Annotated in this window: 31 protein-coding genes and 1 pseudogene; 13 read left to right on the top strand and 19 right to left on the bottom strand. The window is 70.3% G+C overall.

The window, feature by feature from the left end; translation table 11 throughout:
• The first annotated feature begins 27 nt into the window (after positions 1-27).
• The 4 genes from AC07GB_RS21575 to AC07GB_RS21560 all read left to right on the top strand — a co-directional run bounded on the left by AC07GB_RS21575 (position 28) and on the right by AC07GB_RS21560 (position 3,940).
• Entirely contained in the window at positions 28-492 is a 465-nt protein-coding gene (locus tag AC07GB_RS21575; protein ID WP_478847766.1) for an SRPBCC family protein, read from the top strand.
• Positions 485-2,095, top strand: coding sequence for a phytoene desaturase family protein (locus tag AC07GB_RS21570; RefSeq protein WP_478847764.1), 1,611 nt, complete (start codon positions 485-487; stop codon positions 2,093-2,095). Before AC07GB_RS21575 ends, AC07GB_RS21570 begins: the two co-directional genes overlap by 8 nt.
• Positions 2,096-2,549: 454 nt before the next feature.
• On the top strand, positions 2,550-2,972 hold the full coding sequence (locus AC07GB_RS21565) for a CBS domain-containing protein (RefSeq protein ID WP_478847762.1): 423 nt from the start codon (positions 2,550-2,552) through the stop codon (positions 2,970-2,972).
• Positions 2,973-3,016: 44 nt separating this feature from the next.
• Complete coding sequence (locus AC07GB_RS21560) at positions 3,017-3,940, top strand: SDR family oxidoreductase (protein WP_478847760.1); 924 nt, start codon at positions 3,017-3,019, stop codon at positions 3,938-3,940.
• Between the two features lie 371 nt (positions 3,941-4,311).
• On the opposite strand, the gene AC07GB_RS21555 is transcribed toward AC07GB_RS21560, so the two are convergent.
• The 4 genes from AC07GB_RS21555 to AC07GB_RS21540 all read right to left on the bottom strand — a co-directional run bounded on the left by AC07GB_RS21555 (position 4,312) and on the right by AC07GB_RS21540 (position 7,528).
• Positions 4,312-5,058: a maleate cis-trans isomerase family protein gene (locus AC07GB_RS21555; protein ID WP_478847758.1), complete on the bottom strand. Its 747-nt coding sequence runs from the start codon at positions 5,056-5,058 to the stop codon at positions 4,312-4,314.
• Positions 5,059-5,064: 6 nt separating this feature from the next.
• Positions 5,065-5,601 carry a cysteine hydrolase family protein gene (locus AC07GB_RS21550; RefSeq protein WP_478847756.1) on the bottom strand — a complete coding sequence of 179 codons (537 nt, stop codon included), beginning with the start codon at positions 5,599-5,601 and terminating at the stop codon, positions 5,065-5,067.
• A 69-nt stretch (positions 5,602-5,670) separates the two neighbouring features.
• Positions 5,671-6,597 (bottom strand): non-homologous end-joining DNA ligase, encoded by a 927-nt coding sequence (gene ligD, locus AC07GB_RS21545; protein WP_478847755.1) that lies wholly within the window; start codon positions 6,595-6,597, stop codon positions 5,671-5,673.
• A gap of 49 nt (positions 6,598-6,646) precedes the next feature.
• On the bottom strand, positions 6,647-7,528 hold the full coding sequence (locus tag AC07GB_RS21540; protein ID WP_478847753.1) for an SDR family oxidoreductase: 882 nt from the start codon (positions 7,526-7,528) through the stop codon (positions 6,647-6,649).
• Between the two features lie 300 nt (positions 7,529-7,828).
• Between AC07GB_RS21540 and AC07GB_RS21535 the strand changes: the two genes are divergently transcribed.
• Genes AC07GB_RS21535 through AC07GB_RS21525 form a run of 3 tightly spaced genes read left to right on the top strand, consistent with a single transcriptional unit; the run spans position 7,829 to position 10,268 of the window.
• Complete coding sequence (locus tag AC07GB_RS21535) at positions 7,829-8,629, top strand: alpha/beta fold hydrolase (protein WP_478847751.1); 801 nt, start codon at positions 7,829-7,831, stop codon at positions 8,627-8,629.
• Between the two features lie 2 nt (positions 8,630-8,631).
• Positions 8,632-9,918, top strand: coding sequence for a PP2C family protein-serine/threonine phosphatase (locus tag AC07GB_RS21530; RefSeq protein WP_478847939.1), 1,287 nt, complete (start codon positions 8,632-8,634; stop codon positions 9,916-9,918).
• Positions 9,915-10,268 (top strand): STAS domain-containing protein, encoded by a 354-nt coding sequence (locus AC07GB_RS21525; RefSeq protein WP_478847749.1) that lies wholly within the window; start codon positions 9,915-9,917, stop codon positions 10,266-10,268. The genes AC07GB_RS21530 and AC07GB_RS21525 overlap by 4 nt, the downstream gene beginning before the upstream one ends.
• A gap of 89 nt (positions 10,269-10,357) precedes the next feature.
• Here the strand turns inward: AC07GB_RS21525 and AC07GB_RS21520 are convergent, their stop codons facing one another.
• The 3 genes from AC07GB_RS21520 to AC07GB_RS21510 form a co-directional block, all read right to left on the bottom strand.
• Positions 10,358-11,518, bottom strand: a complete 1,161-nt coding sequence (locus AC07GB_RS21520; protein WP_478847747.1) for an oxygenase MpaB family protein — start codon at positions 11,516-11,518, stop codon at positions 10,358-10,360.
• Positions 11,519-11,615: 97 nt separating this feature from the next.
• Positions 11,616-12,671 (bottom strand): polyprenyl synthetase family protein, encoded by a 1,056-nt coding sequence (locus AC07GB_RS21515; RefSeq protein WP_478847745.1) that lies wholly within the window; start codon positions 12,669-12,671, stop codon positions 11,616-11,618.
• On the bottom strand, positions 12,661-12,939 hold the full coding sequence (locus AC07GB_RS21510; RefSeq protein WP_478847743.1) for a polyprenyl synthetase: 279 nt from the start codon (positions 12,937-12,939) through the stop codon (positions 12,661-12,663). The genes AC07GB_RS21515 and AC07GB_RS21510 overlap by 11 nt, the downstream gene beginning before the upstream one ends.
• Positions 12,940-13,073: 134 nt before the next feature.
• Here AC07GB_RS21510 and AC07GB_RS21505 point away from each other — a divergent pair, with 134 nt between their 5' ends.
• Both AC07GB_RS21505 and AC07GB_RS21500 read left to right on the top strand, forming a co-directional pair.
• On the top strand, positions 13,074-13,718 hold the full coding sequence (locus tag AC07GB_RS21505; protein ID WP_478847741.1) for an nSTAND1 domain-containing NTPase: 645 nt from the start codon (positions 13,074-13,076) through the stop codon (positions 13,716-13,718).
• Positions 13,657-14,934: an erythromycin esterase family protein gene (locus AC07GB_RS21500; protein ID WP_478847937.1), complete on the top strand. Its 1,278-nt coding sequence runs from the start codon at positions 13,657-13,659 to the stop codon at positions 14,932-14,934. Before AC07GB_RS21505 ends, AC07GB_RS21500 begins: the two co-directional genes overlap by 62 nt.
• A gap of 189 nt (positions 14,935-15,123) precedes the next feature.
• Here AC07GB_RS21500 and AC07GB_RS21495 read toward each other — a convergent pair whose 3' ends face one another.
• The 5 genes from AC07GB_RS21495 to AC07GB_RS21475 all read right to left on the bottom strand — a co-directional run bounded on the left by AC07GB_RS21495 (position 15,124) and on the right by AC07GB_RS21475 (position 18,925).
• On the bottom strand, positions 15,124-15,657 hold the full coding sequence (locus AC07GB_RS21495) for a GNAT family N-acetyltransferase (RefSeq protein WP_478847739.1): 534 nt from the start codon (positions 15,655-15,657) through the stop codon (positions 15,124-15,126).
• Positions 15,658-15,828: 171 nt separating this feature from the next.
• Complete coding sequence (locus tag AC07GB_RS21490) at positions 15,829-16,884, bottom strand: FAD-dependent oxidoreductase (protein ID WP_478847737.1); 1,056 nt, start codon at positions 16,882-16,884, stop codon at positions 15,829-15,831.
• A gap of 136 nt (positions 16,885-17,020) precedes the next feature.
• Positions 17,021-17,587: a GNAT family N-acetyltransferase gene (locus tag AC07GB_RS21485; RefSeq protein WP_478847735.1), complete on the bottom strand. Its 567-nt coding sequence runs from the start codon at positions 17,585-17,587 to the stop codon at positions 17,021-17,023.
• 134 nt (positions 17,588-17,721) lie between these two features.
• Positions 17,722-18,108, bottom strand: coding sequence for a GerW family sporulation protein (locus tag AC07GB_RS21480; protein WP_478847733.1), 387 nt, complete (start codon positions 18,106-18,108; stop codon positions 17,722-17,724).
• Positions 18,109-18,574: 466 nt separating this feature from the next.
• Positions 18,575-18,925, bottom strand: coding sequence for a hypothetical protein (locus tag AC07GB_RS21475; RefSeq protein ID WP_478847731.1), 351 nt, complete (start codon positions 18,923-18,925; stop codon positions 18,575-18,577).
• A gap of 909 nt (positions 18,926-19,834) precedes the next feature.
• On the opposite strand from AC07GB_RS21475, the pseudogene AC07GB_RS21470 reads away from it, so the two are divergent.
• Positions 19,835-20,002, top strand: a pseudogene (locus tag AC07GB_RS21470) (acyl carrier protein); the annotation flags it as partial.
• A gap of 43 nt (positions 20,003-20,045) precedes the next feature.
• Here AC07GB_RS21470 and AC07GB_RS21465 read toward each other — a convergent pair.
• The 3 genes from AC07GB_RS21465 to AC07GB_RS21455 all read right to left on the bottom strand — a co-directional run bounded on the left by AC07GB_RS21465 (position 20,046) and on the right by AC07GB_RS21455 (position 21,331).
• Complete coding sequence (locus tag AC07GB_RS21465; RefSeq protein WP_478847955.1) at positions 20,046-20,459, bottom strand: hypothetical protein; 414 nt, start codon at positions 20,457-20,459, stop codon at positions 20,046-20,048.
• Between the two features lie 158 nt (positions 20,460-20,617).
• A complete protein-coding gene (locus AC07GB_RS21460) occupies positions 20,618-20,998 on the bottom strand; it encodes a hypothetical protein (RefSeq protein ID WP_478847729.1) in 381 nt (126 codons plus the stop codon).
• A 72-nt stretch (positions 20,999-21,070) separates the two neighbouring features.
• Positions 21,071-21,331, bottom strand: a complete 261-nt coding sequence (locus tag AC07GB_RS21455) for a hypothetical protein (RefSeq protein WP_478847728.1) — start codon at positions 21,329-21,331, stop codon at positions 21,071-21,073.
• A gap of 600 nt (positions 21,332-21,931) precedes the next feature.
• Between AC07GB_RS21455 and AC07GB_RS21450 the strand changes: the two genes are divergently transcribed.
• On the top strand, positions 21,932-22,522 hold the full coding sequence (locus tag AC07GB_RS21450) for a hypothetical protein (protein ID WP_478847726.1): 591 nt from the start codon (positions 21,932-21,934) through the stop codon (positions 22,520-22,522).
• Between the two features lie 24 nt (positions 22,523-22,546).
• The gene (locus AC07GB_RS21445; RefSeq protein WP_478847724.1) at positions 22,547-23,053 is read left to right on the top strand and encodes a hypothetical protein; all 507 of its coding nucleotides are present in this window, start codon (positions 22,547-22,549) and stop codon (positions 23,051-23,053) included.
• Between the two features lie 135 nt (positions 23,054-23,188).
• Here the strand turns inward: AC07GB_RS21445 and AC07GB_RS21440 are convergent, their stop codons facing one another.
• The 3 genes from AC07GB_RS21440 to AC07GB_RS21430 all read right to left on the bottom strand — a co-directional run bounded on the left by AC07GB_RS21440 (position 23,189) and on the right by AC07GB_RS21430 (position 24,267).
• Positions 23,189-23,338, bottom strand: coding sequence for a hypothetical protein (locus tag AC07GB_RS21440; protein ID WP_478847722.1), 150 nt, complete (start codon positions 23,336-23,338; stop codon positions 23,189-23,191).
• 261 nt (positions 23,339-23,599) lie between these two features.
• The gene (locus AC07GB_RS21435) at positions 23,600-23,914 is read right to left on the bottom strand and encodes a hypothetical protein (protein WP_478847720.1); all 315 of its coding nucleotides are present in this window, start codon (positions 23,912-23,914) and stop codon (positions 23,600-23,602) included.
• Positions 23,911-24,267 (bottom strand): hypothetical protein, encoded by a 357-nt coding sequence (locus AC07GB_RS21430; RefSeq protein WP_478847718.1) that lies wholly within the window; start codon positions 24,265-24,267, stop codon positions 23,911-23,913. The genes AC07GB_RS21435 and AC07GB_RS21430 overlap by 4 nt, the downstream gene beginning before the upstream one ends.
• Positions 24,268-24,708: 441 nt before the next feature.
• Between AC07GB_RS21430 and AC07GB_RS21425 the strand changes: the two genes are divergently transcribed.
• The gene (locus tag AC07GB_RS21425) at positions 24,709-25,575 is read left to right on the top strand and encodes a GNAT family N-acetyltransferase (protein WP_478847716.1); all 867 of its coding nucleotides are present in this window, start codon (positions 24,709-24,711) and stop codon (positions 25,573-25,575) included.
• Between the two features lie 459 nt (positions 25,576-26,034).
• Here AC07GB_RS21425 and AC07GB_RS21420 read toward each other — a convergent pair whose 3' ends face one another.
• Positions 26,035-26,511, bottom strand: a complete 477-nt coding sequence (locus AC07GB_RS21420) for a (2Fe-2S)-binding protein (RefSeq protein ID WP_478847714.1) — start codon at positions 26,509-26,511, stop codon at positions 26,035-26,037.
• Between the last annotated feature and the right edge of the window lie 6 nt (positions 26,512-26,517).

Raw genomic sequence — 26,517 nt, 5'->3', positions numbered from 1 at the left:
CGACCGGCTACGTCCCCGGGAGAAGCCATGGCAGTACGGCACCAGCTCATCCGCCGCCCGCCGCAAGCCCTGTGGGCGGTGCTCGACGACGCCTCCCGCTTCCACGAATGGGTGGTGGGCCCTCACTCCTCGTATCCGGGGGAGGGCGTCTGGCCGAGAGAGGGCTCCACCCTGAACTACACCGTCCGGCTGGGGCCCAAGGAGTTCGAGGGGTTCACCGTCGTACGCCGCCACGAGCCTCCGCGCGCCCTGGAGCTGGAGGCGCACAGCGGGCCACTCGGCACCGCCCGGATCGCCTTCGACATCCGGCTCTGGGGCGAGCACACGTTGGTCATCCTGGACGAGCACCCGCTGCGCGGCGTGGGCGGCGCCCTGCACAACACCGCGCTCGACGCCCTGTTGCAGGTGCGGCACCGCCGCATGCTGGGACGACTGGCCCGCGTCGTGGAAGAGTCGACGCCGGACAGGGGCGGGAGGGCCGTCGATGTCTGACGCGGTGGTGATCGGCAGTGGGCCCAACGGGCTGGTGGCCGCGAACCTGCTGGCCGACGCCGGCTGGGGCGTGACCGTTCTGGAGGAGCAGGCCGAGCCGGGAGGCGCGGTGCGCAGCGACCGCGCGGTGGACGCGGAGTTCGTGAGCGATGTGTTCAGCGCGTTCTATCCGCTGGCCGCCGCCTCGCCGATCATCGCCTCCCTCGGCCTTGACCGCTATGGCCTGCACTGGAGCCACGCCCCGCACGTCCTGGCGCACCCGCAGGTGGACGGGCGGTGCGCCGTGCTCGATCGCGACCGCGCGACGACGGCGGCGAACCTGGAGGGTTTCGCCCCCGGCGACGGTGAGGCCTGGCTGGATCTGTGCCGGGGCTGGGCCCGCGTGGGCGGCCCCGTACTCGACGCGCTCTTCACACCGTTCCCGCCCGTGCGCGCCGGTCTCGCTCTCGCCGCGCGGGTAAGGGCCGCGGGAGGGCTGCGGTTCGTACGCGAGCTGCTGCTCCCCGTACGGCGCCTTGGCGAGGAAAGGTTCGCAGGCGAGGGCGGCCGGCTGCTGCTCGCGGGCAACGCGCTGCACGCCGACCTGGCTCCCGAGGCCGCCGGCAGCGGAGGCTTCGGCTGGCTGATGTCCATGCTCGGCCAGAGCCACGGCTTCCCCGTGCCCGTCGGCGGCGCCGGAGCGCTGACCGATGCCCTGGTGGCACGGCTGCGGGACCGCGGCGGCACCCTGCGCTGCGGGCAGCGTGTCACTCAAGTGGTGGTGCGCGGGGGCCGGGCTCTGGGCGTGCGCACCGCTGACGGTGACGCGGTGCGCGCCCGGCACGCCGTGCTGGCCGACGTCTCGGCGCCCCACCTCTACCGCGACCTGGTCGCCGAGCGGTATCTGCCCTCCCGCGTGCGGGCGGACCTGCGGCGTTTCACCTGGGACTTCGCGACGTTCAAGGTGGACTGGGCGCTGGACCGGCCTGTTCCCTGGACCGCTCCCGAGGCCGCCGGCGCCGGAACCGTACATCTCGCCGACGGCGTCGACGCGCTCACCCGCTTCGCCGCCCAGCTGGCCACCGGCACGGTCCCGGACCACCCGTTCCTGCTGTTCGGCCAGATGACCACCGCGGACCGGACCCGCTCACCCGCCGGTACGGAGTCCGCGTGGGCCTACACCCACGTACCGCACGAGGTACGAGACGACGCCGGCGAGGAGGGCCTCACGGGCCGCTGGGACCAGCGCGAGGCGGAGGCCATGGCGGACCGGATGGAGCAGCAGGCCGAGCGGTACGCACCGGGCTTCCGGGACCGGATCCGCGCCCGGCGCATCCTCGCGCCGCCCACCCTCCAAGCCGCCGACGCCAACCTGCACGGCGGGGCGATCAACGGCGGCACCGCCGCCCTCCACCAGCAACTCCTCTTCCGCCCCCTGCCGGGCACCGGCCGCCCCGAAACCCCGGTGACCGGCCTCTACCTCGCCTCGGCCTCCGCCCACCCCGGCGGGGGAGTGCATGGGGCACCCGGGGCCAATGCCGCCCGCGCCGCCCTGCGCGCACGCGGCCCCCTGCGCACCGCGGCCGTCGCGGCCCAGCGAGCCCTGGCCCAGCGGCGACACTGAACACCGCACGGCCGTCGGAGGTGCGCCGATCCTCGGTGCCCTCCTTGGTGTACGTGTACGGGCGCTCACGCTTCTCGCTGGAACCCTGCGGCGGGACGTACTCCCTCCAGACCCGACGCGGTCCACCGGACGCGGTCCACCGGACGCGGTTCACCGGACGCGGTTCACCGGACGCGGTCCACCGGACGCGGTTCACCGGGCGGGCTGCCGGACGACCTTCCGCGGACCCTCCGGCGGGCCTCTCACCCGGGCGAAGGAGATCGCGCCCCCAGGTCCCGACTCCACGGGCTCACGCGCACTCCTTCACGTTTCAAGGACAGAAATCATCCGATTCGTGAGGAACTTGCGACCCACCTGTTTCACCGGCTCCGGCCCCGGTCACCCGAAGCGGAACAGTTCCGGCACCAAAGACGTGCGGGAGCATCCGAGAGCAGAGATGGGACGGCGATTCGCCATGGCCACCACGACGGCACGGGACATCATGACCGGCGGCGCCCAGTGCGTGCAGGCGCACGAGAGCGCTCTCGACGCGGCACGGAAGCTGACGGAATGGCAGGTGGGCGCCCTGCCCATCTGCGGCGAGAACAACCGGCTCATCGGCGTCGTCACCGACCGGGACATCGTGGTGCGGGTCCTCGGCGCGGGGCTCGCCCCGGCGGAGGTGGAGACGGGCACCCTGGCGCAGGGGGAGGCCGTGACGATCGGCGCGGACGACGGCGTCGACGAGGTCTTCGCGACCATGACGCGGCACAAGGTCCGGCGCCTGCCGGTGATCGACGGCACCGACCTGGTCGGCATGGTCGCGCTCGCGGACGCCGCCCGGGCTCTCGACGCCCCCGACGCGGGGCGCCTGGTCGCGGCGCTCTCCACCGACTGAGGCCCGCCGGACAGACTGGCACATCGTTCACTGGAGTGTCCCGTATGACTGACCGCACCAACAGCGCTCCCCATGCCGCGTCCGCCTCGGCCCAGGTCTCGGCCGAACTCTTCCCGCCCTACCCCTTGCAGCGTCTGCGGCGTCCGGGGCTCGAGTCCGAGATGGAATTCGCTCCCCGCTACCAGGCCAAGAACTATCGGCCGGCGGACAAGCTCGCAGGGAAGGTCGCGCTGATCACCGGCGGGGACTCCGGAATCGGCCGCGCCGTGGCCCTGCTGTACGCCCGCGAGGGCGCCGACGTGGCGATCGTCCACCTGCCGGAAGAGGAATCGGATGCCACGCACATCAAGGGCGAGATCGACGCTCTGGGACGCCGGGCTCTTCTCCTGCCCGGTGACCTGCGCGATCCTGATTTCTGCGCCGAGACGGTACGCCGTACGGTCGAGGAACTCGGCGGGCTGAACATCCTGGTGAGCAACGCGGCGTATCTCAACAGCCAGACGGAACTGGCCCAGTTGACGGCTGAGGATTTCGACCGCGTCTTCAAGACCAACGTCTACGCGTACTTCCACCTGGTGATGGCAGCCGTCCCGCACATGTCCCCAGGCGACTCGATCATCGCGACGGCCTCGGAAGAGGCCCTGAAAGGCAGTGACTTGATGATGGACTACGCCGCGTCCAAGGCGGCCGTCGTGGTCTTCACCAAGTCCATCGCCCCGCACCTGGCGAAGAAGGGCATACGGGCCAACGTCGTCGCTCCGGGACCTACGTGGAGCGCGCTCAACCTGGCCGGTCAGCGCTTCACCGACGACTACCTGACGAACCTGGGCGCCCAGACGCCCCTGGGGCGGGTGGCCCAGCCGGAGGAGATCGCACCGGCCTACGTCCATCTCGCCTGCGACGCCGACTCCAGCTACACCATCGGCGAGACCATCGCGGCCACGGGCGGATACACGGACTCCCGCTGAGGACGGCACGGGCCGGGGTGACCCCGCCGGGAGCTGGGGCGGGGGCGGCCCCGATGGATCTTGAGGGGGCCGGCCGGGTCCACCGATGTCCGTGGCCGGGCCCACATCCCGTCCCGGGCTCAGGGCTGCCCAAGTGCTTCACGTCGGCCTGCCCCTGCGTAGCCTTGGGCCGACCGTGCCGCCACAGACGCCGAGCACCGACGGTGCCCTCGCGCCGGACGATGTCGATCGCCGCGTCGAGGGTGTTGAGCCGGTCGATGCCGGTACGGTCCGTGAGCCTCTCGGCCACGGCACCGGCAGCAGGCCCACGCCCCCCTGCGCTGCCTTGGTCCATGAACGGCGGTCAGACAGTCCCCGTCTTTGTGCGGGGCCTAGGGAACTCGGTCGAGGAGCCGCTGGCCAGGGCCTTGCGCGCGTTCACCCACTGCACTGAGCAGCGCCCAGACGGTCGCTTGGTTCGCGCTGACGACGGGCTTGCCGAGGCGTTCTTCGAGGCGGGGAAGCGCGTCGTAGGTGGGAAGCGTGGTGCAGCTGATGAACACGGCGTCGGCCCGCGGGTGATCTCCCCTGATGACGGTGTCCACGACCTGTCGCTCCGCCACGGCGTAGGCGTCTTCGACCGTATCGAGCCCCAGCCCTGTGAGGGCCACGACGTCGAAGCCGGAGGCGTCGAGGTAAGCGGCCAGCAGCCGATCGACCGGCTCCTGGTACGGGTGCACCACCGCGAGCCGACGGGCGCCGACGGCACGGAGAGCGTCGGCCACCGCGCCACTGGTCGTCCATGCCTGCCGCACACCGTGCGCCGACATCGCTTCCCGCAGCAGCCGCTCTCCCCTCACGCCATCGACGAAACTGCAAGCCGTGCACAGGTACGCCACAGCCTCCGCTCCACGCCCGACGAGTTCACGGACGGGCCCTGCCAACAGGGCCGCCCTGCCGAGACGGGAGACAAGTTCCAGATTATTCCGGTAGGGGACCTCCGCGGTGTAGGTCGTTGTCCACTCCACACTCGGCGGAACCCACCGGCGCAGCTCCTCCTGACGGGTGAAGTCGTAGGAGGCGACCACCCCGACGTGTCGCCTGCCTTCCCCTGATGGCACCGGGCGATCGCTGCTCACTGTCCCTCACACCTTGATCTGATCCACGTTCAGGAGTTCTGCGCCCATGTTGCGCCGCATCATCTGGAGCGCCGCGTGCGCCAGGTCCTCGTGGATAGCGGCGACAGCATCCTGGGCGACGATCACGTCCAGATGCCTGATGTGGGCATCCAGCGCGGAGTACAGCACGCACTGCTCGGTGACCTGACCGGAGAGGATCACCTGTTGCACGCCCAGTTGGGAAAGGAGATACGCCAGGGGTGTCTCGTAGAAGATCGAGTGCCGGGCCTTGAGTACGAACAGTGATTCCTCATCGGGTCGCAGCGGCTCGACCAGCTCGCCATGCTGCCCGGCGAGCGCGGTTTCGACGATCTCTCCGTGGTGGGAGCGCCATTCGCCGAAGTTGTCGTTGACGTAGATCACCGGAACGCCCGCGGCCCTGGCCCGCTCCAACAGCCGGACGATGGCGGGCACGGCCTTGCGAACCCCGGGAAGGAGCAGGTCCGCGTCAGGGTGCTCGTACGTATTGATCATGTCGATGACGATGACCGCGTTCTTACCCATGGACCTATCGTCGCCCCGGGTGCGTGGAGCTGCCACGAAGGTACGCCCCCGCAGCCGGCCCACTGCCCGTCACGTCCCACCCCCCTCGCTCCGCGCCAGACCTCGCAGGCGCCGGCTGGCCGCACGCACGCCGCGGCCGTGACGCGCGAGCCCGTCCCACGGGTCCTTCTCCAGACGGTCGCCGAGGTCGGTCACCGTCCAGCGGCGTGCGGTCAGCTCGGGCGCGTCCAGTTCGTCCCAGTCCAGCGGCACGGCCACGGGGGCGCCCGGCCTGGACCGGACGGCGAACGGAGCGACCACGGTCTGGGCGTAGCCGTTGCGCGCGACATCCAGATACAGCCGCCCCTCGCGGGAGTCCTTGCGGGGCTCGGTCGTCAGCTCCTGCGGATACCGCGCCGCCAGCTCCTGAGCGACGGCGCGGGCGAACGCCAGCACGTCGTCAGCGTCATCGCGGCGGTTCAGCGGCACGACGACGTGCAGACCGCGCGAGCCCGTGGTCATCAGGCCCGACGGAAGGTCCAGCTCATCGAGCAGCTCGCGCAGGCGGTGCGCCGCTCGGCGCACGGGCTCGAAGTCGTCGGCGGGCGGGTCGAGGTCGACGACCAGACGGTCCGGGTTGCGCGGCTTGTCGGCACGGCTCAGCCACCGGTGCAAGGTGATGCACGCCTGGCCCGCGAGATGGACCAAGGTCGCCGCGTCGTCGCAGACCACATGCGTGACCTCGCCGTCTTCCTTGGCGACCGTGGCGCGATGGACCCAGTCGGGGAAGTAGTCGGAGACCTCCTTCTGATAGAAGCGCTCTCCGTCGACGCCGTCCGGCATCCGCTCGAGCATCAGGGGCCTGCCGCGCAGCTCGGGCAGCATCCGTGGCGCCACACGCCGATAGTGCTCGGCGAGATCGGCCTTGGTGATGCCGTCCTGCGGGAACAACTCCTTGTCGGCCCGCTTGACGTCGACCTTGCGTCGCCCGATCCGTAGCTCGACGTCCGGACTCACGCCACCGCCTCCTTCACACCGCTGCTCTGCTCCTGACCTTCCGCCCGGATCAAGGGATCGGCGTGCCGCCGGTGGCGTTCATGATCTCCGCGGTGATGAAGCTCGCGTGCTCCGAGGCCAGGAACACATACGCGGGCGCCATCTCGGCGGGCTGGGCAGGGCGGCCCATCGGGGCCTGCTTGCCGAACTCCTTGGTGTCCGGCAGCGTCGCCGGGATCAGCGGAGTCCACACCGGTCCCGGAGCCACGGCGTTGACCCGGATACCGTCCTCGACCAGCATCTGCGCGAGCCCCTGGGTGAACGTCACGATGGCGCCCTTGGTCATCGCGTAGTCGAGCAGATGAGGACTCGGCTGGTACGCCTGCACCGACGTGGTGTTGATGATGGACCCGCCCGAGGGAATGTGCGGCACGGCCATCTTGCACAGCCAGAACATCCCGTACAGGTTCGTGCGCACCACCCGGTCGAACTGCTCCGTGGTGATGTCCTCGATGCCCTCGGGCTGGGACATCTGATACGCCGCGTTGTTGACCAGCACGTCGATGCGCCCGAACTCCGCGACGGCCCGATCGACGAGGCGACGGCACTGTTCCTCTTCGCGGATGTCGCACGGCACCGCCAGACCCCGCCGCCCTGCCTCCTCGACCAGGCGTGCCGTCCCCTGGGCGTCCTCCGCCTCCTCGGGCAGATAGGTGAACAGCACGTCCGCACCCTCGCGTGCGAAGGCCAGAGCGACGGCCCGCCCGATGCCGGAGTCCCCGCCGGTGACGAGCGCCGCCCGGTTCTGGAGCAGCCCGCTGCCCCGGTAGGAGTCCTCACCGTGGTCAGGGGGCGGATCCATCGGACCGGTCCAGCCCGGCGGCTCCTGGTCCTGCTGAGCGAACTCCGGCTGCGGGTGCTTGCTCGTCGGGTCCTGCGGGGTCTGGCCCATCAGTGCTGCTCCTTCCTCGGGTCCACTGTCACCAGCTTGCGCTGTACCTGACGGTGGCGCGAGCGCCCACCGCCCGCGGTGACCGCATTGCGTGGACGCATGTCTCCTCCGCCTCGGGTGTCCCGTGATCCGCGGCCCCACACCTGCGGGAGGAGACTGCGCTGCTCCTACGGCGACGAGGCAGGCGCGCGGCACCACCGGGCATTCTCGGTGAACGCCACGGTCGGGCCTGCCGCAGGGGCGGGGCGATGCGCCGGGCCCCTGCCCGGGGCGGGGCGGGGGGATGGGAAACTGGCGGGTATGGATATCCGGCGCAGGAACAACGTCAACGTCACCGGCCGCGCGGACGGGCCGGTGGTCGTGCTTGCGCACGGGTTCGGCTGTGATCAGAACATGTGGCGCCTGGTGGTTCCCGCGCTGGCCGCAAGCCACCGAGTGGTGCTCTTCGACTACGTGGGCTCGGGCAAGGCGGACCCCTCGGCCTGGGACGAGCGGCGCTACAGCTCCCTGGAGGGCTACGCACGGGACGTGCTGGAGGTCTGCGAGGAGCTGGACCTGCGGGACGTGACGTTCGTGGGGCACTCGGTCAGCGCGATGGTCGGCGTGCTCGCAGCGGCGCGAGCGCCGCAGCGTCTGTCCCGGCTGGTGATGGTCGCTCCCTCGCCCTGCTACATCGACGACGACGGCTACCGGGGCGGGTTCAGCGCCCAGGACATCGACGAACTGCTGGAGTCGCTGGAGTCGAACTACCTTGGCTGGTCGGCGGCGATGGCCCCGGTCATCATGGGTAACGAGGACCGGCCCGAACTCGGCCAGGAGCTGACGACCTCGTTCTGCGCGACCGACCCGGACATGGCCCGCGTCTTCGCCCGCACCACGTTCCTCACCGACAGCCGCCAGGACCTCAAGACGGTCACCGTGCCGACGCTGATCCTGGAGTGCGAGCAGGACGTGATCGCCCCCCGGGAGGTCGGCGCCTACGTCCGCGACACGATTCCCCGCAGCCACCTGGTCACCTTGGAGGCGACCGGGCACTGCCCGCAGCTGAGCGCGCCGCAAGCCACCGCAGAGGCGATCACCGACTTCATGGCAGCCGCCTGATGATGGGCCGCACCGACCAGGCGCCCGAGCCGGGCGAGGAGCAGACCGTGGACGCCACGGACGCGGTGTTCACCTCGCTGCTGGAGGACAGCGCCGAGGAGCTGTACGAGCAGGCCCCCTGCGGGTACCTGTCGACGCTGATGAACGGCACCATCGTGAAGATCAACACCACCCTGCTGGACTGGCTGGGCCTGGAGCGGTCCCAGGTGGTGGGGCGGATGCGGTTCACGGACCTGCTGACCGTGGGCGGCAAGCTGTATCACGAGACGCACTTCGCACCGCTGCTGCACATGAAGGGCGAGGTCAGCGGCATCGCCATGGACATCAAGGCCGTCGGCCGGCAGCGCATGCCGGTGCTGGTGACCTCAAAGGTGAAGACCAGCGCCGAGGGCGAGCCGCTGCTGATCCGCACCACCGTCTTCGACGCCCGCGACCGCCGCGCGTACGAGGCCGAGCTGCTGCGCGGCCGCAAAGCGGCCGAAGAAGCACGCCGGCGCTCCGAAGCCGACCGGGCCCGACTCCAAGAAGCGCTCGCCGTCCTCCAGCAGAGCCTGCTGCCCGCCGCACTGCCCGTGGTGCCGGGACTCGAGGCCGACTCCTACTACCACACGGCCTCCCCCGACCTGCTGGGCGGAGACTTCTACGACCTGTTCCCCCTGGACGGCGACCGGTGGGCGTTCTTCCTCGGAGACGTGTGCGGCAAGGGCCCCCAGGCTGCCGCGGTCACTTCGCTGGCCCGATACACCCTGCGAGCCGCCGCCCTCCACGACGCCGACCCCGTCACCGTGCTGACCACGCTGAACACCGTCCTGCACGAGCGGCACGCCAGCGGCGAAGGCCGCTACTGCACCGCCATATTCGGCGTCCTCGAACCGGTCGGCGACGGCCGCTTCAGCCTCCACCTGGCTTCCGGTGGCCACCCGTCCGCGCTGATCCAGCGCGCGGACGGCAGCGCCGGCTACCTCCCCACCCCCGGCGGGCTGCTCGTCGGCGTCCTGCCCCAGGCGCCGTTCACCGCCGCCCGCACCGACCTGCTGCCCGGCGACACCCTCCTGCTGTACACCGACGGCCTGACCGAGGCCCGCACCGGGCCCGAGCGAGAGCTGTACGGCGAGGACGCCCTGCGCGCCTTCACCGCCGCCCAGGCTCCGGCGGGCCCGCAGGCCCTGACCACCGCCCTGTCCACGCTACTGGCCTCCTTCGGCGACGGACTCGACGACGACACCGCGCTGCTCGCCCTCGGCGTGCCCGCCACCCTTTCCACCACCGCGAGTGAAGACCTGTCATGAGCCCACTGACGATCACCGCCCGAGACGCCGCCACCGGTCCCGTACTGGAGATCGCCGGTGACCTCGACCATGTCACGGCGCCCGAACTGCGCAAGGCCGTAGACGGCATGACTGTTGCCGTAGGGCAGCTGTTGGTCCTGGATCTGTCAGGTCTGGAGTTCTGCGACTCCAGCGGGATCAGCGCTCTGTTGTCGGCCCGGAGCCTGGCTGCCGGACAGGGAGCGGGCATAGCCTTGGCCGCGGTCCCCGCCAACACCGCCCGCATCCTGCGCATCGTCGGCCTGGACCAGGTCTTCGCCGTCCACCCGGACACCGCGACCGCCACCGCCCGCGGCCCCGTCGCCGGCTGACGGCGACTGGCCTGGGCCGGTAGCGGCCGGTCCGCTCCGGTGCCCGGGCTTTCACACGGCCCGGTGGCCCGGGTCCGGACGCGTGCTGATCAGGAGACCGTCGCGGCCGGCGGGGCCCACCGGCGGGTGCGGGGGACCGTATGCGAGACGCCGTAGTCCTTCTTCAGCTGTTCGGGGATGGCGTAGTGCATGACACGCCCGCGAGTGAGGGAGGACAGCTCAAGCACGGTGGTGAGGTGGCCGAGCCGGTCCAGGGCCCAGGCGCTGAGGGGGGAGCGGTCCTCAAGGGTTTCCAGGACGCCGAGGAGGTGGGGCACGGCCTTGACGACGGTGTCCCACGGGGTGTGCGGTACGCCGAGCCAGTCGGCGCAGGTGTCGCCGACGAGGTAGCGGATCAGGGCGGAGACGATCGGGTCGAAGAAGGTGCCGGGCACGACTTCCTCGTAGAGGTCGATGAGCTGACGGGTCAGATGCACACCCTCCTCGGAGGGGCCCATGTGCCGGACCATGTACAGGTCCAGGAACTGCCGGGCCTCGTCGAGGGACGTGGGGACGGCGTCCTGGTCGACGCCGAGCATGGCGCCGACCACGCGCCAGGCGTAGTAGTAGGCCTCCGCGCCCTCCTGCGTCATGTGGATGCCGAGGCGGTGCAGGCTGTCCAGGACGAGCAGCGAGAAGAACATCTGCCCGCCGATCATGTCCTCCTGGCAGATGGGCACCCCCAGCGCCGCGCTGTCCCACCGGTTCTCGCGGGTGAGATGGTGGCGGATGGAGGCGTGCAGCAGGCGGACCTTCTGGGCGGCGGGGATGAAGCGGCTGCCGGCCTCGAAGGCGTCGGGCTGCATCAGATAGACCGTGAACTGGCCCGTCTCCGCCATCCGTTTCGAGGGGTAGTTCAACCCGTGGGAGGCCGACAGGAGCTTCGCCACATGCGGTACGACGTAGCAGGCGGGCATGGAGGCGAAGGACAGGGCAGTCGAGATGTGCACGTTGTTGTCGATGAAGAACAGCCGCGCCCTCTCCATCTCCGACCAGTCCACCCAGGACGGAGGGACACAGGTGGCTGCGAGGTACTCCCGTGCGACGTCGGGCAGCCCGTCCGGCAGGGGAGCGCCGGCGGTGGAGACGTAGCGCATCAGGGTGTTGAACGTACCCACCTGACCGCGCTCGAAGAGGGTGGCGACGGTGGCGTCGGCGAGTTCGTCACCGGCCTGCCGCAGGACGTCCATCGATGCCTCGGTGCGGGTCATGGCAGGGCTCCTTGTGTTTGACGGGATCGTCCACGGGCGACCGCCCACGAGCGCAGGGCCGGCAGGGCACGGGCCGAGCCCGCCCGGGAGCGGGAGTTCAGTACGGGCGGACCGCCGCCGACCGCGCCAGCGCGGCCAGCGCCGCGGCGGCGTGCGCGGGTACATCCAGCTCGTGGAGGGCGCCCAGGGCCTCCTCGACCCGCGCGCTGATCATGTCCTCGATGCGATCGGGCGCCTTCAGGCGGCGCATCACCTCGCGGACCGCGTCCAGGGCGTCGGTGTCCAGGCGGCGCCGGCCCAGCAGAACGCGCAGCCGCTCGCGGTCCTCGGCGCCCGCCAGGCGCCAGGTCTCCGCAAGGAGGGCCGTGGGCCGCTGGCCGCGTACGTCGTCGGCGTTGGCCTTGCCCGTACGGTGCGGATCTCCGAACAGGCCGAGCAGGTCGTCCCGCAGCTGGAACGCCTCGCCCAGCGGCAGCCCGTACGCGCAGTAGCACTCACGCAGGGCCGCGCCCGCTCCGGCCAGGGCACCGCCGATCAGCAAGGGCTGCTCAACGGTGTACTTGGCCGTCTTGTACCGGATCACCTTCAGCGACGCGCTGGTGTCCGGTCCGGCACCGGTGCGCAGGATCTCCAGGCACTCACCCGCGACCAGATCCCGGGCCATCACCGCCCACAGGGGGCGGGCGCGGGCCAGATAGGCGGCCGGCAGACCGCTGGTGGCGAACAGCTGCCCGGCCATTGCCATCAGCAGGTCTCCCGCCAGCATCGCAAGGGACCTGGCGGCGGCCTCGGCGCGCGGGCGGCGTCGCACGGCGCCGCGCAGCGCGACATGGGCCGTGGGGCGGCCATGGCGCAGCGGGCTGTCGTCGATGAGGTCGTCGTGCACGACCGCGGCGGCGTGCACCAGCTCCATGGAGGCCGCCGCCCGCACCAGCGCGTCGCTGTCCGGCTGTCCGACCGTGCGCCAGCCCCAGTAACAGAACGCCGCCCGCAGCCGTTTGCCGTCCGCGACCGCGGCCTCCAACTGCTCGGCCACCGGGGTCAGGAGCGGATCGATCGCGGCGAACTGGTCGGCCTCCTGGGCGACGAACCGGCGCAGCACGTCATCAGTGCGGTTCTTGAACATCTCCGGCTCCCACCGGTCAGCCTTCATCAGCGGCCCTGCGGGCGAGCGCGTGCTGGGCCAGGACCTCCAAGTGAGCCGGTGGCACGGCCGCGTACCGGTCAAGGACCAGGCGCCCGCGCGCCGCGAGATCGTGCTCCGCCTGCGCCGCCAGGTCCGCGGCGTCCGACCGGCGCAACAGCCCTCGTACCGTTCCCAGGGCTGAACCCAGCGTGCTCACCGCCAGATCGGCAAGCCCGGCCACCAACAACACCGCCTGCTCGTCCAGGCGTCCTGGACGTCCCGCTTCTCGCCTCATGCTCTGCCCCGCCCCCAGCACACGTCCGGTCGGCGCCGGTCGCGCGCCGTCCGTTCGAGCATCGCGCCGGATCGGGCGCGCGAGCGGAAGAACTCACGATCGAGTGAGCACATTGCGCGGCTGTACGAATCACCGTGGATGACGACACCACCGACCCCGCACACGAAGCACTCGTCACCGCATGGCCCAGGCTGCGGGGATGGAGCGAAGAGAAACGTGAATGGCTGCCGACCCAACGCCGCCCGACCGAGGCGGCCCGCGCCTGGAACGAGCCGGCCCGGCACCCAGGAGCCCTGGACCGCGGCACCCGCCTGGCCGCGGCAGAGCAACAGCCGGCCGACCCGGCCCAGCTCACCAGCATCGAGCGCTCGATCGTGACCCCCAGTCGCACCGCCCACACCCGCGAACACCACCGATGTCATCGGCTGCGCCGGCCGCGGGGTTCTGCTCGAGCCGGCGCAGATCGCGGAGGCGGCGCGATGTCCGGCCCCGGCCTGGGAGCCGAGTCCCACAGCGGCGGTGTGGCTAACCCCCGGGCCGACCGGGGGGTTCAGCGGATGGTCCGGTGTGCCCGGTGCGGCGAGAGTAGGGCCCATGAACACGCACAAGGCCCTGCTCGCCGTCCTCCTCGCCCCGCTCGGTGCCACCCTGGCCCTCGCCCCGGCCGCCTCCGCTGCCAACCCGTCGGCCCCCGCCGCCGTACCGGCCTCCGTTGCCGTGGCCCTCAGCCCGGGGCAGGCCACGCACGCCGCGTTCAATTCCCCCGAGGCGGCCCTTGACCGGGCGGCACACCCGCTGCGTACCACCGAGCCCCGTGGCGGCCTGGCCGACCTGCGCCCGTTCGGCACCATGGTGGGTGACGCCCGGGTGGTGGGCCTGGGCGAGGCCACCCACAGCTCGCACGAGTTCTTCACCCTCAAGCACCGCCTCCTGCGGTACCTGGTGGAGGAGAAGGGCTTCAGGGCCTTCGCCCTGGAAGCCCCCTGGAGCAGCGGACTGCGCCTGGATGCCTACCTCACGCGCGGCGAGGGCGACTTGAAGCAGATCATGGACGAGGAGTTCCAGGGCACCTACCGGTTCTGGAACACCGCGGAGTACCGCGATCTGTTCCGGTGGATGCGCGCGTACAACGTCAAGCACCCCAAGGGTCCGGTCCGCTTCGTCGGCGATGACAACGGATTCGCCGGGGCCGAGCTGTACGACAAGGTCAGTGCCTACGCCGCCAAGGCCCGCCCCGAACTCACCTCGCGGCTCACCAAGCTGTACCGAGGCCTGCGGCCCACCACCGACGCCGACACGTACGTCAACCAATACCTGGCCAAGCCCCTGGCCGAACGCAAGCAGCTCGCCGAGCGGACCGGCCGGGCGCTGGACCTGCTCAAGCAGCGGCCCGCCAAGGGCGCCGACGCGCACGCCTGGGCCCTCCAGCACGCCACCGCGATCCACCAGATGACCACGCTGTACGCCTTCGACTGGGACGACCCCAAGGCCATCCCCGACGCCATGCGCTACCGCGACCGCGTCATGGCCCAGAACGTCACCTGGTGGCAGCGGCAGACCGGTGACAAGATCATGCTGGGCGCCCACAACAGCCACGTCGCCCTCAAGACCTACGCCCCCCGCAGCCATCCGCAGGTGCAGGGCGACTTCCTGCGCGAGCAGCTGGGACGGGGCTACCTGAGCGTCGGCCTCACCTTCGACCAGGGCTCGTTCAACGCCCTCGGCCACGACGGCGGCGTCCACCGCTTCACCGTGGGCCCGGCCGCGCCCGGCAGCGTCGAGCACACCCTGGACCAGGTGCGCTACCGCGACTTCCTGGTCGACCTGCGCGACACCCCGGCGGCGGCCCGCGCTTGGCTCGCCGCACCGCACACCGTCAAGAACATCGGCGCCACCTACCCCGGGATCGCGGACGCCCCGCAGATCCGTCTCGCCAAGACGCACGACGTCGTCATCCACCTCCAGCGGGTGCGGGCAGCCCATTTGCTCAAGTAGCACGGGCCAAGCCCCCGGGGCGGATACGGGGGAGGTCGTACACGTAGTGGGCCTCGTGACCGGAAACCCGGCCAGCCCAACAGTGCCTGTACATCTCTTACGTGAAGAGTGATGGCCCGAGAGGTTGTGGGGAGCGGACCGCGCGCTGTGATGCGTGCTCTCCCAGAGCGAGCGTGTGGTGCGGTTGGTTCATGCTTGGTACTCGGTGAGGTCGATGCTGTGGACCTGAAGGGGGTAGGCGTACTGCGGGTGTGTCGTCTCCCGCTCGGGCACCATGCCGAGCTTGCGGCTGATGTTCTCGGAGGCGTGGTCACCCACCCGGTGGATGCTGATGATGCGGTCGAGGCCGCGGTCCTGGAGCGCGAACTCCAGTGTGGCGTGGGCGGCTTCGGAGGCGTATCCCTGGCCCCAGAAGGGTGAGCCGAGCCGCCAGCTGATGGCCACGGCGGACCCTGCCTCCGGCAGGAACTCAGGCACCGACAGACCCGTGAAGCCCGCCAGTTCACCCGAGGCCAGCAACTCGACGGCGAAGAGACCAAAGCCCTCCTCGTCCCACTCCTCCTCCCACCGCTCGATTGCCTCTGCGGTGTGGTCCAGGTCACGCACCGAGCCGTCGTCGATCCAGCGCATGACCCGCGGGTCCGCGTTGATGTCCGCCATCGGCGCGAGGTCGTCGTCATGCCAGCGACGCAGGAGGAGGCGGGGTGTGCGGATCTCGGTCATGACGCCCATCCTGCCCAAGCCACGGCCATATCGGTAATCCGGCGCCCGGCCGCGGCCGGGCCGGGACCGCGAGGCAGCAGAGCCAGCAAGCCGGCGGCGTGATCAACAGGCATGCTCGGGGCTGTTCGAGCACCGGTGAAGTCGTCGAGGTGCGCGCTGTCGAAAGGCGCGCTACAGACGGTTGTCCACCCGCGCGGCCAGTACTTCGCGTGCGGCACGTGCTCCCGAGGCCAGCGCGCCTTGCACCGAGCCGGTGGCTCGGTGATCGCCGCACACGTAGCGGCCTGTCGCCACGTAGCTGGAACGGCTCCACGGCCAGGGAGGGGTCATGACGGGCAGCGCCTCGGGCACGCTCTCGGCCCGCAGGAGGCGCCATCGTGCTGTGTCGGTGTCGTACACCTCGCTGAGCGCCGCGCGCAGCGCCTGGTCGTCCTCAGGTCGGCCGGCTGCCAGTACCGAGGTGGAGACCAGGGCGCTGCCCGGGGGCGCGTATGTCGGGGCGACGTCGCTCACCACGCAGGTGTTGAGGAACCGGCGGCGGCTGTCGAGAAGCAGCGTGGGCGCGCCGAGCGGTGAAGCGGGGGCCGCGTGAAAGTAGGTGGTGACCGTGCGTGTGGCGGGCACGGCCAGGCCCGGCAGCAGTCGTGCGGCCACCGACGGTTGCGTCGCGACGACGACGATGGGCGCCCGCCACATGGTGCCGTCCACGGTGTGCACACCGAAGTCGGTCACGGCTTCCACCGCGGTGCCCAGGGTCAGGCAGTCGGGCGGCAGGGCCTTGGCGAGTTGGGCGGGGACGGCGCCGATGCCCTCGGCGGGCAGGCACAACGTGCCGCGCAGCATGCTGCTCCACACCAGGTGGAAGAAGCGAGATGACGTCTCCAGTTCGTCCTCCACGAAGACACCGGACAGGAACGGCCGCAGAAACGTCTCGATCAGGTGCGAGGACACACCGGCCTCGGCGAGCGCGGTCAGCGTCGTGCGACCGGGGCGGTGTTTGACGGCACGTACCGGGCCGAGGACGTCCCGTGCGCTCAGCAGCCCGAGCGCCATCAGGTCCCGGCCCGAGGCGAGATCGCCGCGCAGCAGGTCGGCGGCCTCCCGGGGGCGCCGCGTGGGGTCGACGAACCGCAGAGGGCCGTCGGGGGTGCCCCTGCTCCGGCCGCCTCCCCTCGACCGCGACGTGCTCGGCGAGCCAGGCCGTCGACTCGTCCGCGTCCGCGACACCGCACTCCCGAAAGCCCGGGTGCCCGCGGGTCTACGCTCTGTGTTGAACGGCCGGGCGACCGCTCCACTTGCACGCGCCCGGCTTGGGGACGGGTAGCGGTGCGGGCGGGGTGTTTGCGGGGATCGTCAGCCGCGGTCAGCCAGGGCTGTCGTGTCGGGTTTCGCCGACGGGCCTGTCGATGCGATAGACGTAATGGGTGCGGTCGTCGTCCGGATGGTCAGGGGTCAGGTCGGCGGTGCCGATCCTGAGTAGTCCGGCCTTCTCCAAGGCTCGCCATGACGCACGGTTGGCCGCGTGGACCGGGACGACGACGGCGGACGCGTCCGGATAGTCGGCCCATGTGGCCGCCACGATCGCCCGGATGATGCGGGGACCCAGTCCCTGCCCCACCCGTGCGGGGTCGCTGAGCAGGTAGTCGATCGTGACCGCCGTGTCGGGGAGTTCGACCTGGTCGGCCACCTCCGCGAGGTAGTCGGGGTAGTCCGCGAACCGGCACCGTTGGACCAAGGCGACCGACGCGCCGTCCAGCATGACAAGGAGATCCTCGGACGGCTCCTCGCCTCGCGTCGCCGGCCCGAAGTCCCGCGCGACCGCCTCCACGGAGGTGTCGTGGTTCCACCAGCGGGCCACATGCGGTTGCATGAGCCACTCCCGCAACAGCCCGAGGTCCCCCTCGGCCACCCTCCGCCACGTGATCACCATGCCTCCTCACCGCGCCAGATCACGCCAACCCTAGCCAGTGGCTCGTCAGCCATGGCTGGGTAATCGGTCCATGGCGCCACTGGGGGTAACGCGCAGCTGTGGTGTGATCGCAGGCACGCGGAACGTGCGCCGCTTCAGTGCGTCCCGCGACGCGCCAGGTAGCGCAGGATCGCCGCCCCGGCCAGGAGGCCGCCCGTCAGTGGTACGAGGACGCTCACCCAGGGATCGCGAATGGGCTTGTATGTGGTCCTGCCCTCTTTGATCTCGATGAAGCCGAGCGGCCTTGCTTCGGCTCCGCCGCCGACCACGACGTCCTCACCGGCCTCCTGGCCGGGGGTGCCGAAGCCGAACCCGATGCGCGCCACGGGGATCACGGTGACGTCCTGCGTCACGACGGGCTCGCCGAACACGACGGTGCCCGGGGCCCGGCCGCCGAGCTTGTCGGCCAGCTGTTCCAGCAGGGCGGCAGAGACATGGTCCGCCGTCTTCGCTTCCAGCGGTGCGTTCTCTGAGGCGGTCATCGGGGGCCGCCCTCAGCCGGGCGTTCGGCCGGGCTCAGAAGGTCGATGGCGGCCGGGGACGACGTTCGAATCTCGGCACAGGCGAAGCAGTCCACCACAGCGAGGGTACACGCGGCGGTGGTCAGGGCAGAGCTGAAGCGGTCAACGGGCCCTCACGCGAGGCGAGTGCCCCGGCCCCGGCACTGGGCGGCTGTCTGCTGGGCTTCAGCTCGTCCTCCCCGAACCTGGTCCCCGACCATCCGGAAGAGGCCGGCGAGGTGTATGTCCGGCATTGAGGCCCGCGCGCGGCTCCGCCGGCCCGGCATCATCCCTCTTGAAGGCGAGGGGAGAGGAGCGACCGGCGGAACGCTGTTCCGCCGCTGTACGGAACAACGACGACGTCCCGCACGCCCCAACGGGGCTGTGCGGGACGCCGGTTCACTCCGTTCCCCGCCAGGTGCTGGAGGAGGGAGTCGGCGGACCGGCCTCACACCGCCTGGAGAAGGTAGCTGTAGCCGGTTGAGATGGTGGAGCAGTCCCGGGTGCTTCTCGCTTGGGTGTAGGTGAAGCCCGGCGGGACGCTGCACGCCCACAGGCCCGTCCTGGGCCTGGCCACGTCGTAGTAGGGGCGAGTACCGATGTCGGAGCAGTCGCTGGTGACCGTCACTTTGACGTAGGTGTAGCCCGGCGGGACCGAGCAGGCCCAGTAGGTGGGAGCTTTGTTCTGCGCAGACGGAGCTGGGGTTTCGCTCGCCGTGGCCGAGGCCTGGGTGGTGCCCAGCATGGCGGCCGCGGTGACCAAGCCGAGCAGCAGGGAGCGGAGTCTCGATCGCATCATGTGATTGCTCTCCTGGTGGGTCGTCCTTGTGACAGAACCGATCAGTGGGGCAGTGGCCGGGCTTTGGCCGTGCCCCGCAGAGCGCACCTCGGGAGCTTCACAGCGCGCTTACGGACCGGCAAGCGATGCGAGTGCCACACCGTGCGGAACCGGCCGTGCCAAGCGCCGCCGTCGACCACCCGGAACGTGGGGGCACTCACCCGCACGTCCACCCTCCGCCGCGGCTCCGCGCAGGCGCCGTCCGCCAGGTTCGCACGTTCGTGTCCACTGGACCGGGGCGTGGATCGCGTTCGGGTTGATGTCCCAGCCCCCTGTGGGCGCAGGCTCTTCCCGCTGAGAGGACTGCCGCCATGCCTTCGCAGCTGCCGCCAATGAGCGGTCGCTCGTCCTGCGCACAGCCTGCGGAGGCGACTTGGCCGGGGAACAACTCCAAGCCGTACTCGCCGCCGCCGACGCCGACCGCTTCATCTACGGCACCTGAGTCAGCGGCCCACGGTTCACCGCAACGAGCATGACATCGCTTGTCGAAAGAGGAGGCCGCCGCCCCGGAGAACCGATCGGCTCGGGCAAGCCGCAGCACCGCGGCCGTGGGCCGCCGTGGTGCGGGACCGGGCCGCCCCCCCCGGGGCGAGGCGACCGCGCCGGCCGCGCTGACCATGTCGGCAGTCACCGCCGAACCCAGCAGGAGACCTTCGAACATCTCGGCCCGGCCCTGCACCCACCACTCCGCCGGACTGTGGCGGACGGCACCTCCTTGTCGGAGCGGACCGCGTCCCGGCACAGGTAGGTGATCCCGGCTGGCGGCGATACGGCCGACGAACAGCGCGCCCGCCACGGCCACCGCCAGGACGACGAGCAGCTTCGCCGTCAGAGCGGTAGTCGGCAGATGCCGTTGATCGGGTCACGGCTTTGTTGGGGGCGAGGTACCGGCTGGCTCCGAAGTCGGTGGTCGGGCAGGCGCCGATTCACCGGTTGCACATCGACTCGCTGGCGCTTGACGAGTTGCGGCTGGTACTCGAGGACGAGCTGGACATCGATCTGGAGGAGGTGCAGCTGACTGCCCGGAGCACTGTGCGCGAGCTGTTGCACCGCCGGTACCAGAGCCCGGTGAACGCGGCTTTCATGCGCGCCACGTACTCGGCACTCGGCGCAGGACTGTCCTCCAAGGTGAAGTGCCAGGTCCGCACCCCGAGTTCATCCGCGCGGTTGAGCCAGTCCTTCCGCAGCCAGTGCCCCGGGTTGTGAGCCGCTTGAAGAACTCCTTCGGGAGCAGCGTCATCTCGTCGACATAGGTGCTGGCGCCCGTGAGGCCGCGGAGCCTCGCCTCGGCCTTGGCGTCGTTAACGGTGATGACCTCGATCTTCCGGCCGAGGATCCAGGCGATCGGGGTGCCGCGGGTGTAGCTGACGTGCCTGGCGGCGTCGCCGAAGATGCTCGGGTCCTGGAAGGGCTCGAAGACATTGCGGCCCACGGTGTCGCAGGTCTTTCCGACTACGACCAGGGCGCCGCCGCGCGGGGCGGCGACCACGTACATGAGCCAGCGGAGCAGGCTCGCGATGGTCTTGCCGGACCGTACGGAGCCTTCCCAGACGTTCAGCCACGCGGTGGAGTGGGCGATGGAGCGCCTTGCTTCTCCGAGAGCTGAGCCTCAGCTGTCGCCATGCTGGTTCCGGAACCGGTCGAACAGCGACGTCAGCAGCGAGCCGACTTCGCCAGAGCCGTCCTCGTCCTTCGGCGGGGCCAGGCGCAGGGACTTGTCGACGGCGATGGCGATGCCGCGCAGAATCTGGGTGGCCTCGGCGTTCGGCGGGGTGGCAAGGTGTGCTCGGCGTCCTCCTGGAGCATCTCGGCGAAGCGGGCGCGGCGGTCAGCGAGGTCGGCCCGGCGGACTTCGGTGGCGGTGCGGACTTCGGTCGCCCGGTCGAAGCTGATGCCCAGCTCGTCGGCGAGGGCGCTGATGGTGCGGCCGGAGCGGCGCAGCTCGCGCGCGATCTCGTTGCGGTCCTTGCCGTTGGCGTGGAGGCGGCGGACGGCTTCGCGGTCGGCGTCGGTGACGGGGCGGGCCTTGCCCATGGCGGCCACCCCCTGTCCGGACGTGCGTGGGCCCGGCCTCGCGCGGGCGGGGCCGGGCCGGGCGGTGCGGGGTCAGCGGCGGCGGAAGAGGCAGATCAGTGCGGAGCGGTCGCCGGACAGGGCTTTCCCCTCGGCGGCGCACATGTTGTAGAGGGACCATCCTTCGGCCTCGATGGCTTCGATCTGCTCACCGACGCCCGTCATGACGCCGGTGGTGCGGTGGCTGACGTTCGCCTCGATGATCTTGAATGTGAGGACGTGTCTGCCCTGCTGGTAGGCCTTCTTGGCTTCCTGCGTGGCGACTTCGGCCTTGGCGTTGTTGATGAACCCCATGTGTACCCCCCTGGTGCCCGTGATGAAGGAGATGAGAAGGGTTCAGAGTGTCAGCGAGGCGTGATCGTTCGCTGGTGTGTCGCGGTTCCGTGACATGACGAAGGCCCGCACTCGGCGGACCCATCTGCCGCCGAACACACGGGACTTGGCACCCGTGATCCATGGTCGTGGGGCGGCTGGCAAGCATCTCATGTGCCGCTGGGGTGAAAAGTTGGCGCGAGAGGCGACAATCGCCGCCTCTCAGGTCCTGGCATGGGGCATCGGCCTCCGGTCGTTGCGGTCGGTGAGGCACCCAGGACTGAGCGGAACGGATTCAGCCAAGATCGTCGCTGCTGCTTCGAGCGCCTTGTCGCGTAAACCTTGGCATTGCAGGTCTTCCGCTCTTCAGGCCTGTGCTCACACGGGTGCGAATGCGCCAACGCCACTGATCTGAGGGAGATCTGAGGTGGAATTATGGCTTCCGTCACGGCCTGCTCGATAGGTGCATGATGAAGTCAACCTTGCCCATGAGGTCGGTTAAGCACCCCCCTCTCCCAAAAGGGTTGGGTTGTGAGCCATGTCCTCAAGCAAACACAATATGCACTTAAAGGAGTACAGCGCGTGCAGAACATCACTCAACGACGCAGGATCAGCACAGCAGTTGCCGGCCTTGTCGCCGCAGCAATCGTTGGCACGGGACTGTCTGGATCGGCAGTTGCTGCCGACCGCATGCACGAAGACGCGGCACAGGCTTCGATATCCGCTGTCGTGGCGCAGGCTTCGACCAGCGCCGCGTCCAATGATGTTGACCCCAGGTTGGCCGGAGTCAGCGATGAGGAAGGGGAAGCCGCGGTTGAGCGTGCTTTCGATCTCATCGCTTCGATCCCCGAGCCGCTGATCACGAGAGTCGAAGCTGGCGACCAGGACGCGCTCCGTGAGGTCAGCGACTTCCTGAACCAGAAGCAGCATGCCCAGGGTGCGATAGTGGCGTTTGGTTGGTTCGGCTGTGCTGCCGGGGTGGCGAAGTTCGCCGCCGAGAACGGAATCGGCATCGCCAAGGCATGGAAGCTCGTCAAGAAAGGCAAGAAGGTCTGGAACGCCGTCTGGTCGTTCATCAAGCACCGTACCGTTCCGAAGGGCCTTGACGACGACATCGTGAACCTCATCGTCAACTCCACGGGGCTCCCCGACCTGGCCCACGCATGCATGTAGGCCCATCAGGAAAGGGGACTGCCAGTGACGCAGAACCTGGGCCCACCCGAGCAGAGCTCTACTGACGACGAGCTCGGCAACTTGGGCAGCGGCGTTCTCTCTACCCTTACGTTCCTGCTCATCGCGTACATCCCGGCCACCTTCATCGGCGAACTCTTCGGCAATCGAGGCATGCCCGCGTCGCCCTGGTTGATCGCCCCGGCCGTGGCCTTCGTAGCAGGTGTGCTGATGGCGGTTCAGTCAGGTCTTGAGAGCCGATCGTGGTGGAAACGGGTTGAGGACGCGTGGGGCGCGCTCTTGGTGGGCCTGACCGTCGTGGCGCCTATCGTCATCGGGGTCGCGTGGCCGATGCCCCTGTGGTCGGGGTTGCCGCCGTTGGTTCCCACTGTGCTGTCTTTCGTGCCCCTAGTGTTCGCCTGGTGGTGCGTCAGGCAGTGGCATCGACATCTGGCGAAGCGCCAGCGGCCCCGGTTCGGACCGTTCAAGGCTGTGCCACGGATCAACAAGCCTGAATCCGAAGGGCAGGACTAGCAGTTCCGCGAGAACGGACATCTGACGGGGCGCCCGGTGGCCTACCAGGCGCCCTACTCCGCCAGCCAGCGGGAATCGCTGGAGGAGCTGTCACTGCGGCCGATCAGGCATACGAAGAGGAGCAGGTCGCCCGGCTCAGGCGATGCAGGTGCGCCTGCGGAACATTTTGGCGATGTTGGAGAAAGGAGTGTCGAGCGCATGGACGGCGATGTGCTCGAAGGATCCCCAGACGCTTCCGGCGTTCTGTGCATCCAACAAGATCCGCTCACGTTCGAGGCAGGGCATGGCTGAGGCACGGCCTCCTTCCGTCGAGCCTCGCTGAGGGTGCGCCGGATCAGCTCGGCGCCCATCGCGGCGACCCGCGCAACGGCCTGGTGCTCGCCCTCGTCGAGCGCGTGGAACGGGCCTGGCGCCGCGCGCACCCCCAGCGCCAGCCACTCCGCGGCGGCCGGCGCGTCCCGCTGCTCGGTGAAGCGCCCTGCCGAGGTGGTCCGCGCTGTGGCGCGCGGCGAGGAGCGCGACCTGGCGGTGCAACTCGTCCCCCCCTCAGCCGCCCCCGTCGCGGACGTAACGACGGGCCGCTGCACGCGCGAGGCCCAGCCAGTCCGCGGTCGTCAGCAGACCCGTCTCGATGGTTGTCATGACGTCCAGCACGTCCACGTTGACGGACGCCGGGCGCGGGCCGGGCGCATCCGGGTCGGTGTCGGCCCGCTCTTCGACGAGGGCCTGCCGCTCGTCGTCTTCAAGGAATCGGGCGATGCCCATGGCCGGAGTCCAGCTCGTCGTCGGTCGGGTGCCGGCGGCCTCCTGGAGCGCGCTCCAGCGTTCGGTGATGGTGTCGAGGTCCTCGGCAGCGGTCACGGGACGAGTTCCCCTTCCCAGCGGGCGAGCCGCTCGCCGGCCGCGCTGTGTGCCGCAGTGAGGTACTCGGGGTGAGACGGCGGCTGTTGAGCTGGGCAGGCACCCTCACGTCGTCCACCAAGTCCAACGACGCCAACAGCCAGCCCCGCCAGGCTGGTGCTGCGGTGGGCGGTGTCGTAGGCGTCCTGGGCGGCGTCGGTGGTGCGGCGCCCGGTCAGCGCGGCGAGTTCCCCGCGGATACGGGCAGCGCTGGCGGCGGGGTGGATCTTCGCCCAGGCGAGCGGGGCCTCGAGCCCGTCGTGGGCCGTCATGCCGTCGGGCAGCGACGCGGTGCTGGTGGTGTCGCGCGCCAAATCCGGCACCGGGACGCGGATGGGGAGGGGGGAGTAGAGGGTCGGGCGCGGTCCTTGTAGCGCCAGCGCTCGAGCTGGACCCTCGGTGCCGTCGGCCCGGCTCCCCATCGCCGGTGAGGCGGGCGGCACCGTGGAGGAGCGCAGATCATCAGGGTGGCCGGGTGTTGCCGGCCCTTCCTGCCCTGCGGAGAGGAATCCTGCCGCTGGTCATGCCCGGCAGCGTAGAGCTTGCGGCGCCGGCACCCGAGCACGGCATCCAGGCCCGGCCAGACGCCAGGCCGGTTCCCCGGTCAGGCCCGGCCGCCCGGCCGCACACCTTCCAGAAGCCCGCCGCCCCTGGCGCCTGGTGACTGTGCGTTCCCTGGAGTGCCGTTTCAAGGTGAGTTCGGGAGTGAAAAATCGGGTGCGGCCGGTCGCCGCAGTGGTGTGGGGTACGGGGATATGACGATCGTTTTGAACATGCCCGGCGTCGACGGGCTGACCGGGGCCGTGGACGCGCTCCGCGCATGGCAGGACGACCGGACGCCGCTGCAGCTCCACCCGGGGGACCTCGGCTGGGCCTGGGCGCTGGGTGCGGCGAGGCTGGCCGGTGCTGTCCGTACCTGGAGCGCGGACGGGCGGATCGTCGCCGTCGCTTACCTGGACGGCCCCGATGTACTGCGGCTTACGACCGCGCCGGACCTGCGACAGGACGAGGCTCTGGCGCGTCAGCTGCTGGCGGACCTCGATGATCCGGAGCGGGGGGTCCTGCCACCCGGGAAGGTCGGCCTCGAGGTCCCCAACGGAGCCCTGCTCCGCGAGGTCCTCCTTGAGGCGGGCTGGCACCTGGACGAGCCGTGGACGCCGCTGCGCCGCGACCTCTCCGAGCCGGTGGAGGGCTCCGGACTGCGTATCGAGGTGGCCAATCCACAGACGGCGGCGACGCGGACCGCAGTGCACCGCTCGGCGTTCGCCAGCCCGAAGTTCACCGAGGAGGTCTGGCACGTCCTGGCGGCCGGGCCGGTGTACGCCGATGCCCGCTGCCTGATCGGCTACGACGACCAGGGCAACGCGGTGGCCGCGGCGACGGTATGGTCGGCCGGGCCAGGCAGGCCCGGTCTTCTGGAGCCGATGGGTGTCCACGCCGACCATCGCGGTCGCGGCCACGGGAGGGCGATCAGCGTCGCCGCCGCGGCGGCGCTGCGCGAGATGGGTGCGTCCAGCGCGCTCGTTGCCGCCGAGAGTTCGAACGCCGGCGCCGTCGCCACGTATAAGGCGGCTGGATACGAGCCGTCGCCCGAACGGCTGGACGTCGTCCGGCCCGCCTGAAAATGGACGGCAGCCGCGGCCGCACGCTCGTTGAGGGCATGGGGCAGGGCGATCGGGGATGAAGGCGGTCTCACGGGCGTTGTGGCCGGTGGCGGGTGTTTCACGGGAGGCAATCCGTGTGCCCCGGCCGGGGCCGGGGCGCCCCCGGTCGCGGCCGGATCGGGTCGTCGTCGGCAGGGCCTCCTCACATCCGTTCACCCGCGCAGGCCTACCCCCGCGCGGGATCGCCGCCACTGTCCCCGAGCGTGCTGACCAGAAAGCTCGGGGCTGCGGCCGACCGACTCATTTCGACCACGGCCTCTACCACCACCGCAAAGTGGCCGAGCGTTGCTTCGACTGGCTGGGGCAATGGCGCGGCCTGGCCACCCGATACGTCAAGCGTGCCGCGCGACACTGCCCCCACCCGCGCGGCGGACACCACGGTCGGCGACCGGCCGAGGCCAGGGGAGGCCAGGAGGGTCACATCCGCGCGGCCCCCGCCCGGATCGCTTCGCGGATGCGGAAGTACGTACCGCAGCGGCAGATGTTGCGGATGCTGTCCAGGTCGGCATCCGTGATCTCACGGCCCTCCTGCGCGATACGGCGCACCAGCGCCACCGCCGCCATGATCTGTCCGGGCTGGCAGTAGCCGCACTGGACCACGTCCTGTTCCAGCCATGCCTGCTGCATCGGGTGCAGCTCGGTGTCGACCGTGTCGGCCAGGCCCTCGATGGTGGTGACCTCGTCGGTGGGCCGCAGGTCCTTGACCGGGATGGCGCAGGGGTTGGCCGCCTTGCCGTTGAGGTGGCTGGTGCAGGCCTTGCAGACGTTGATGCCACAGCCGTACTTCGGCCCGGTCACGCCCAGGATGTCACGCAGCACCCACAACAGCCTCTCGTCGTCGGCGGCCTCGACGGTGACCTGCTCGCCATTGAGACGGAACGTGTGTTCAGGCACTGCAAC

The organism is Streptomyces sp. NPDC045778 (assembly GCF_056431945.1).
Note: the sequence above shows the minus strand (reverse complement) of the source record. Positions and strands in the feature narration are given on the sequence as shown.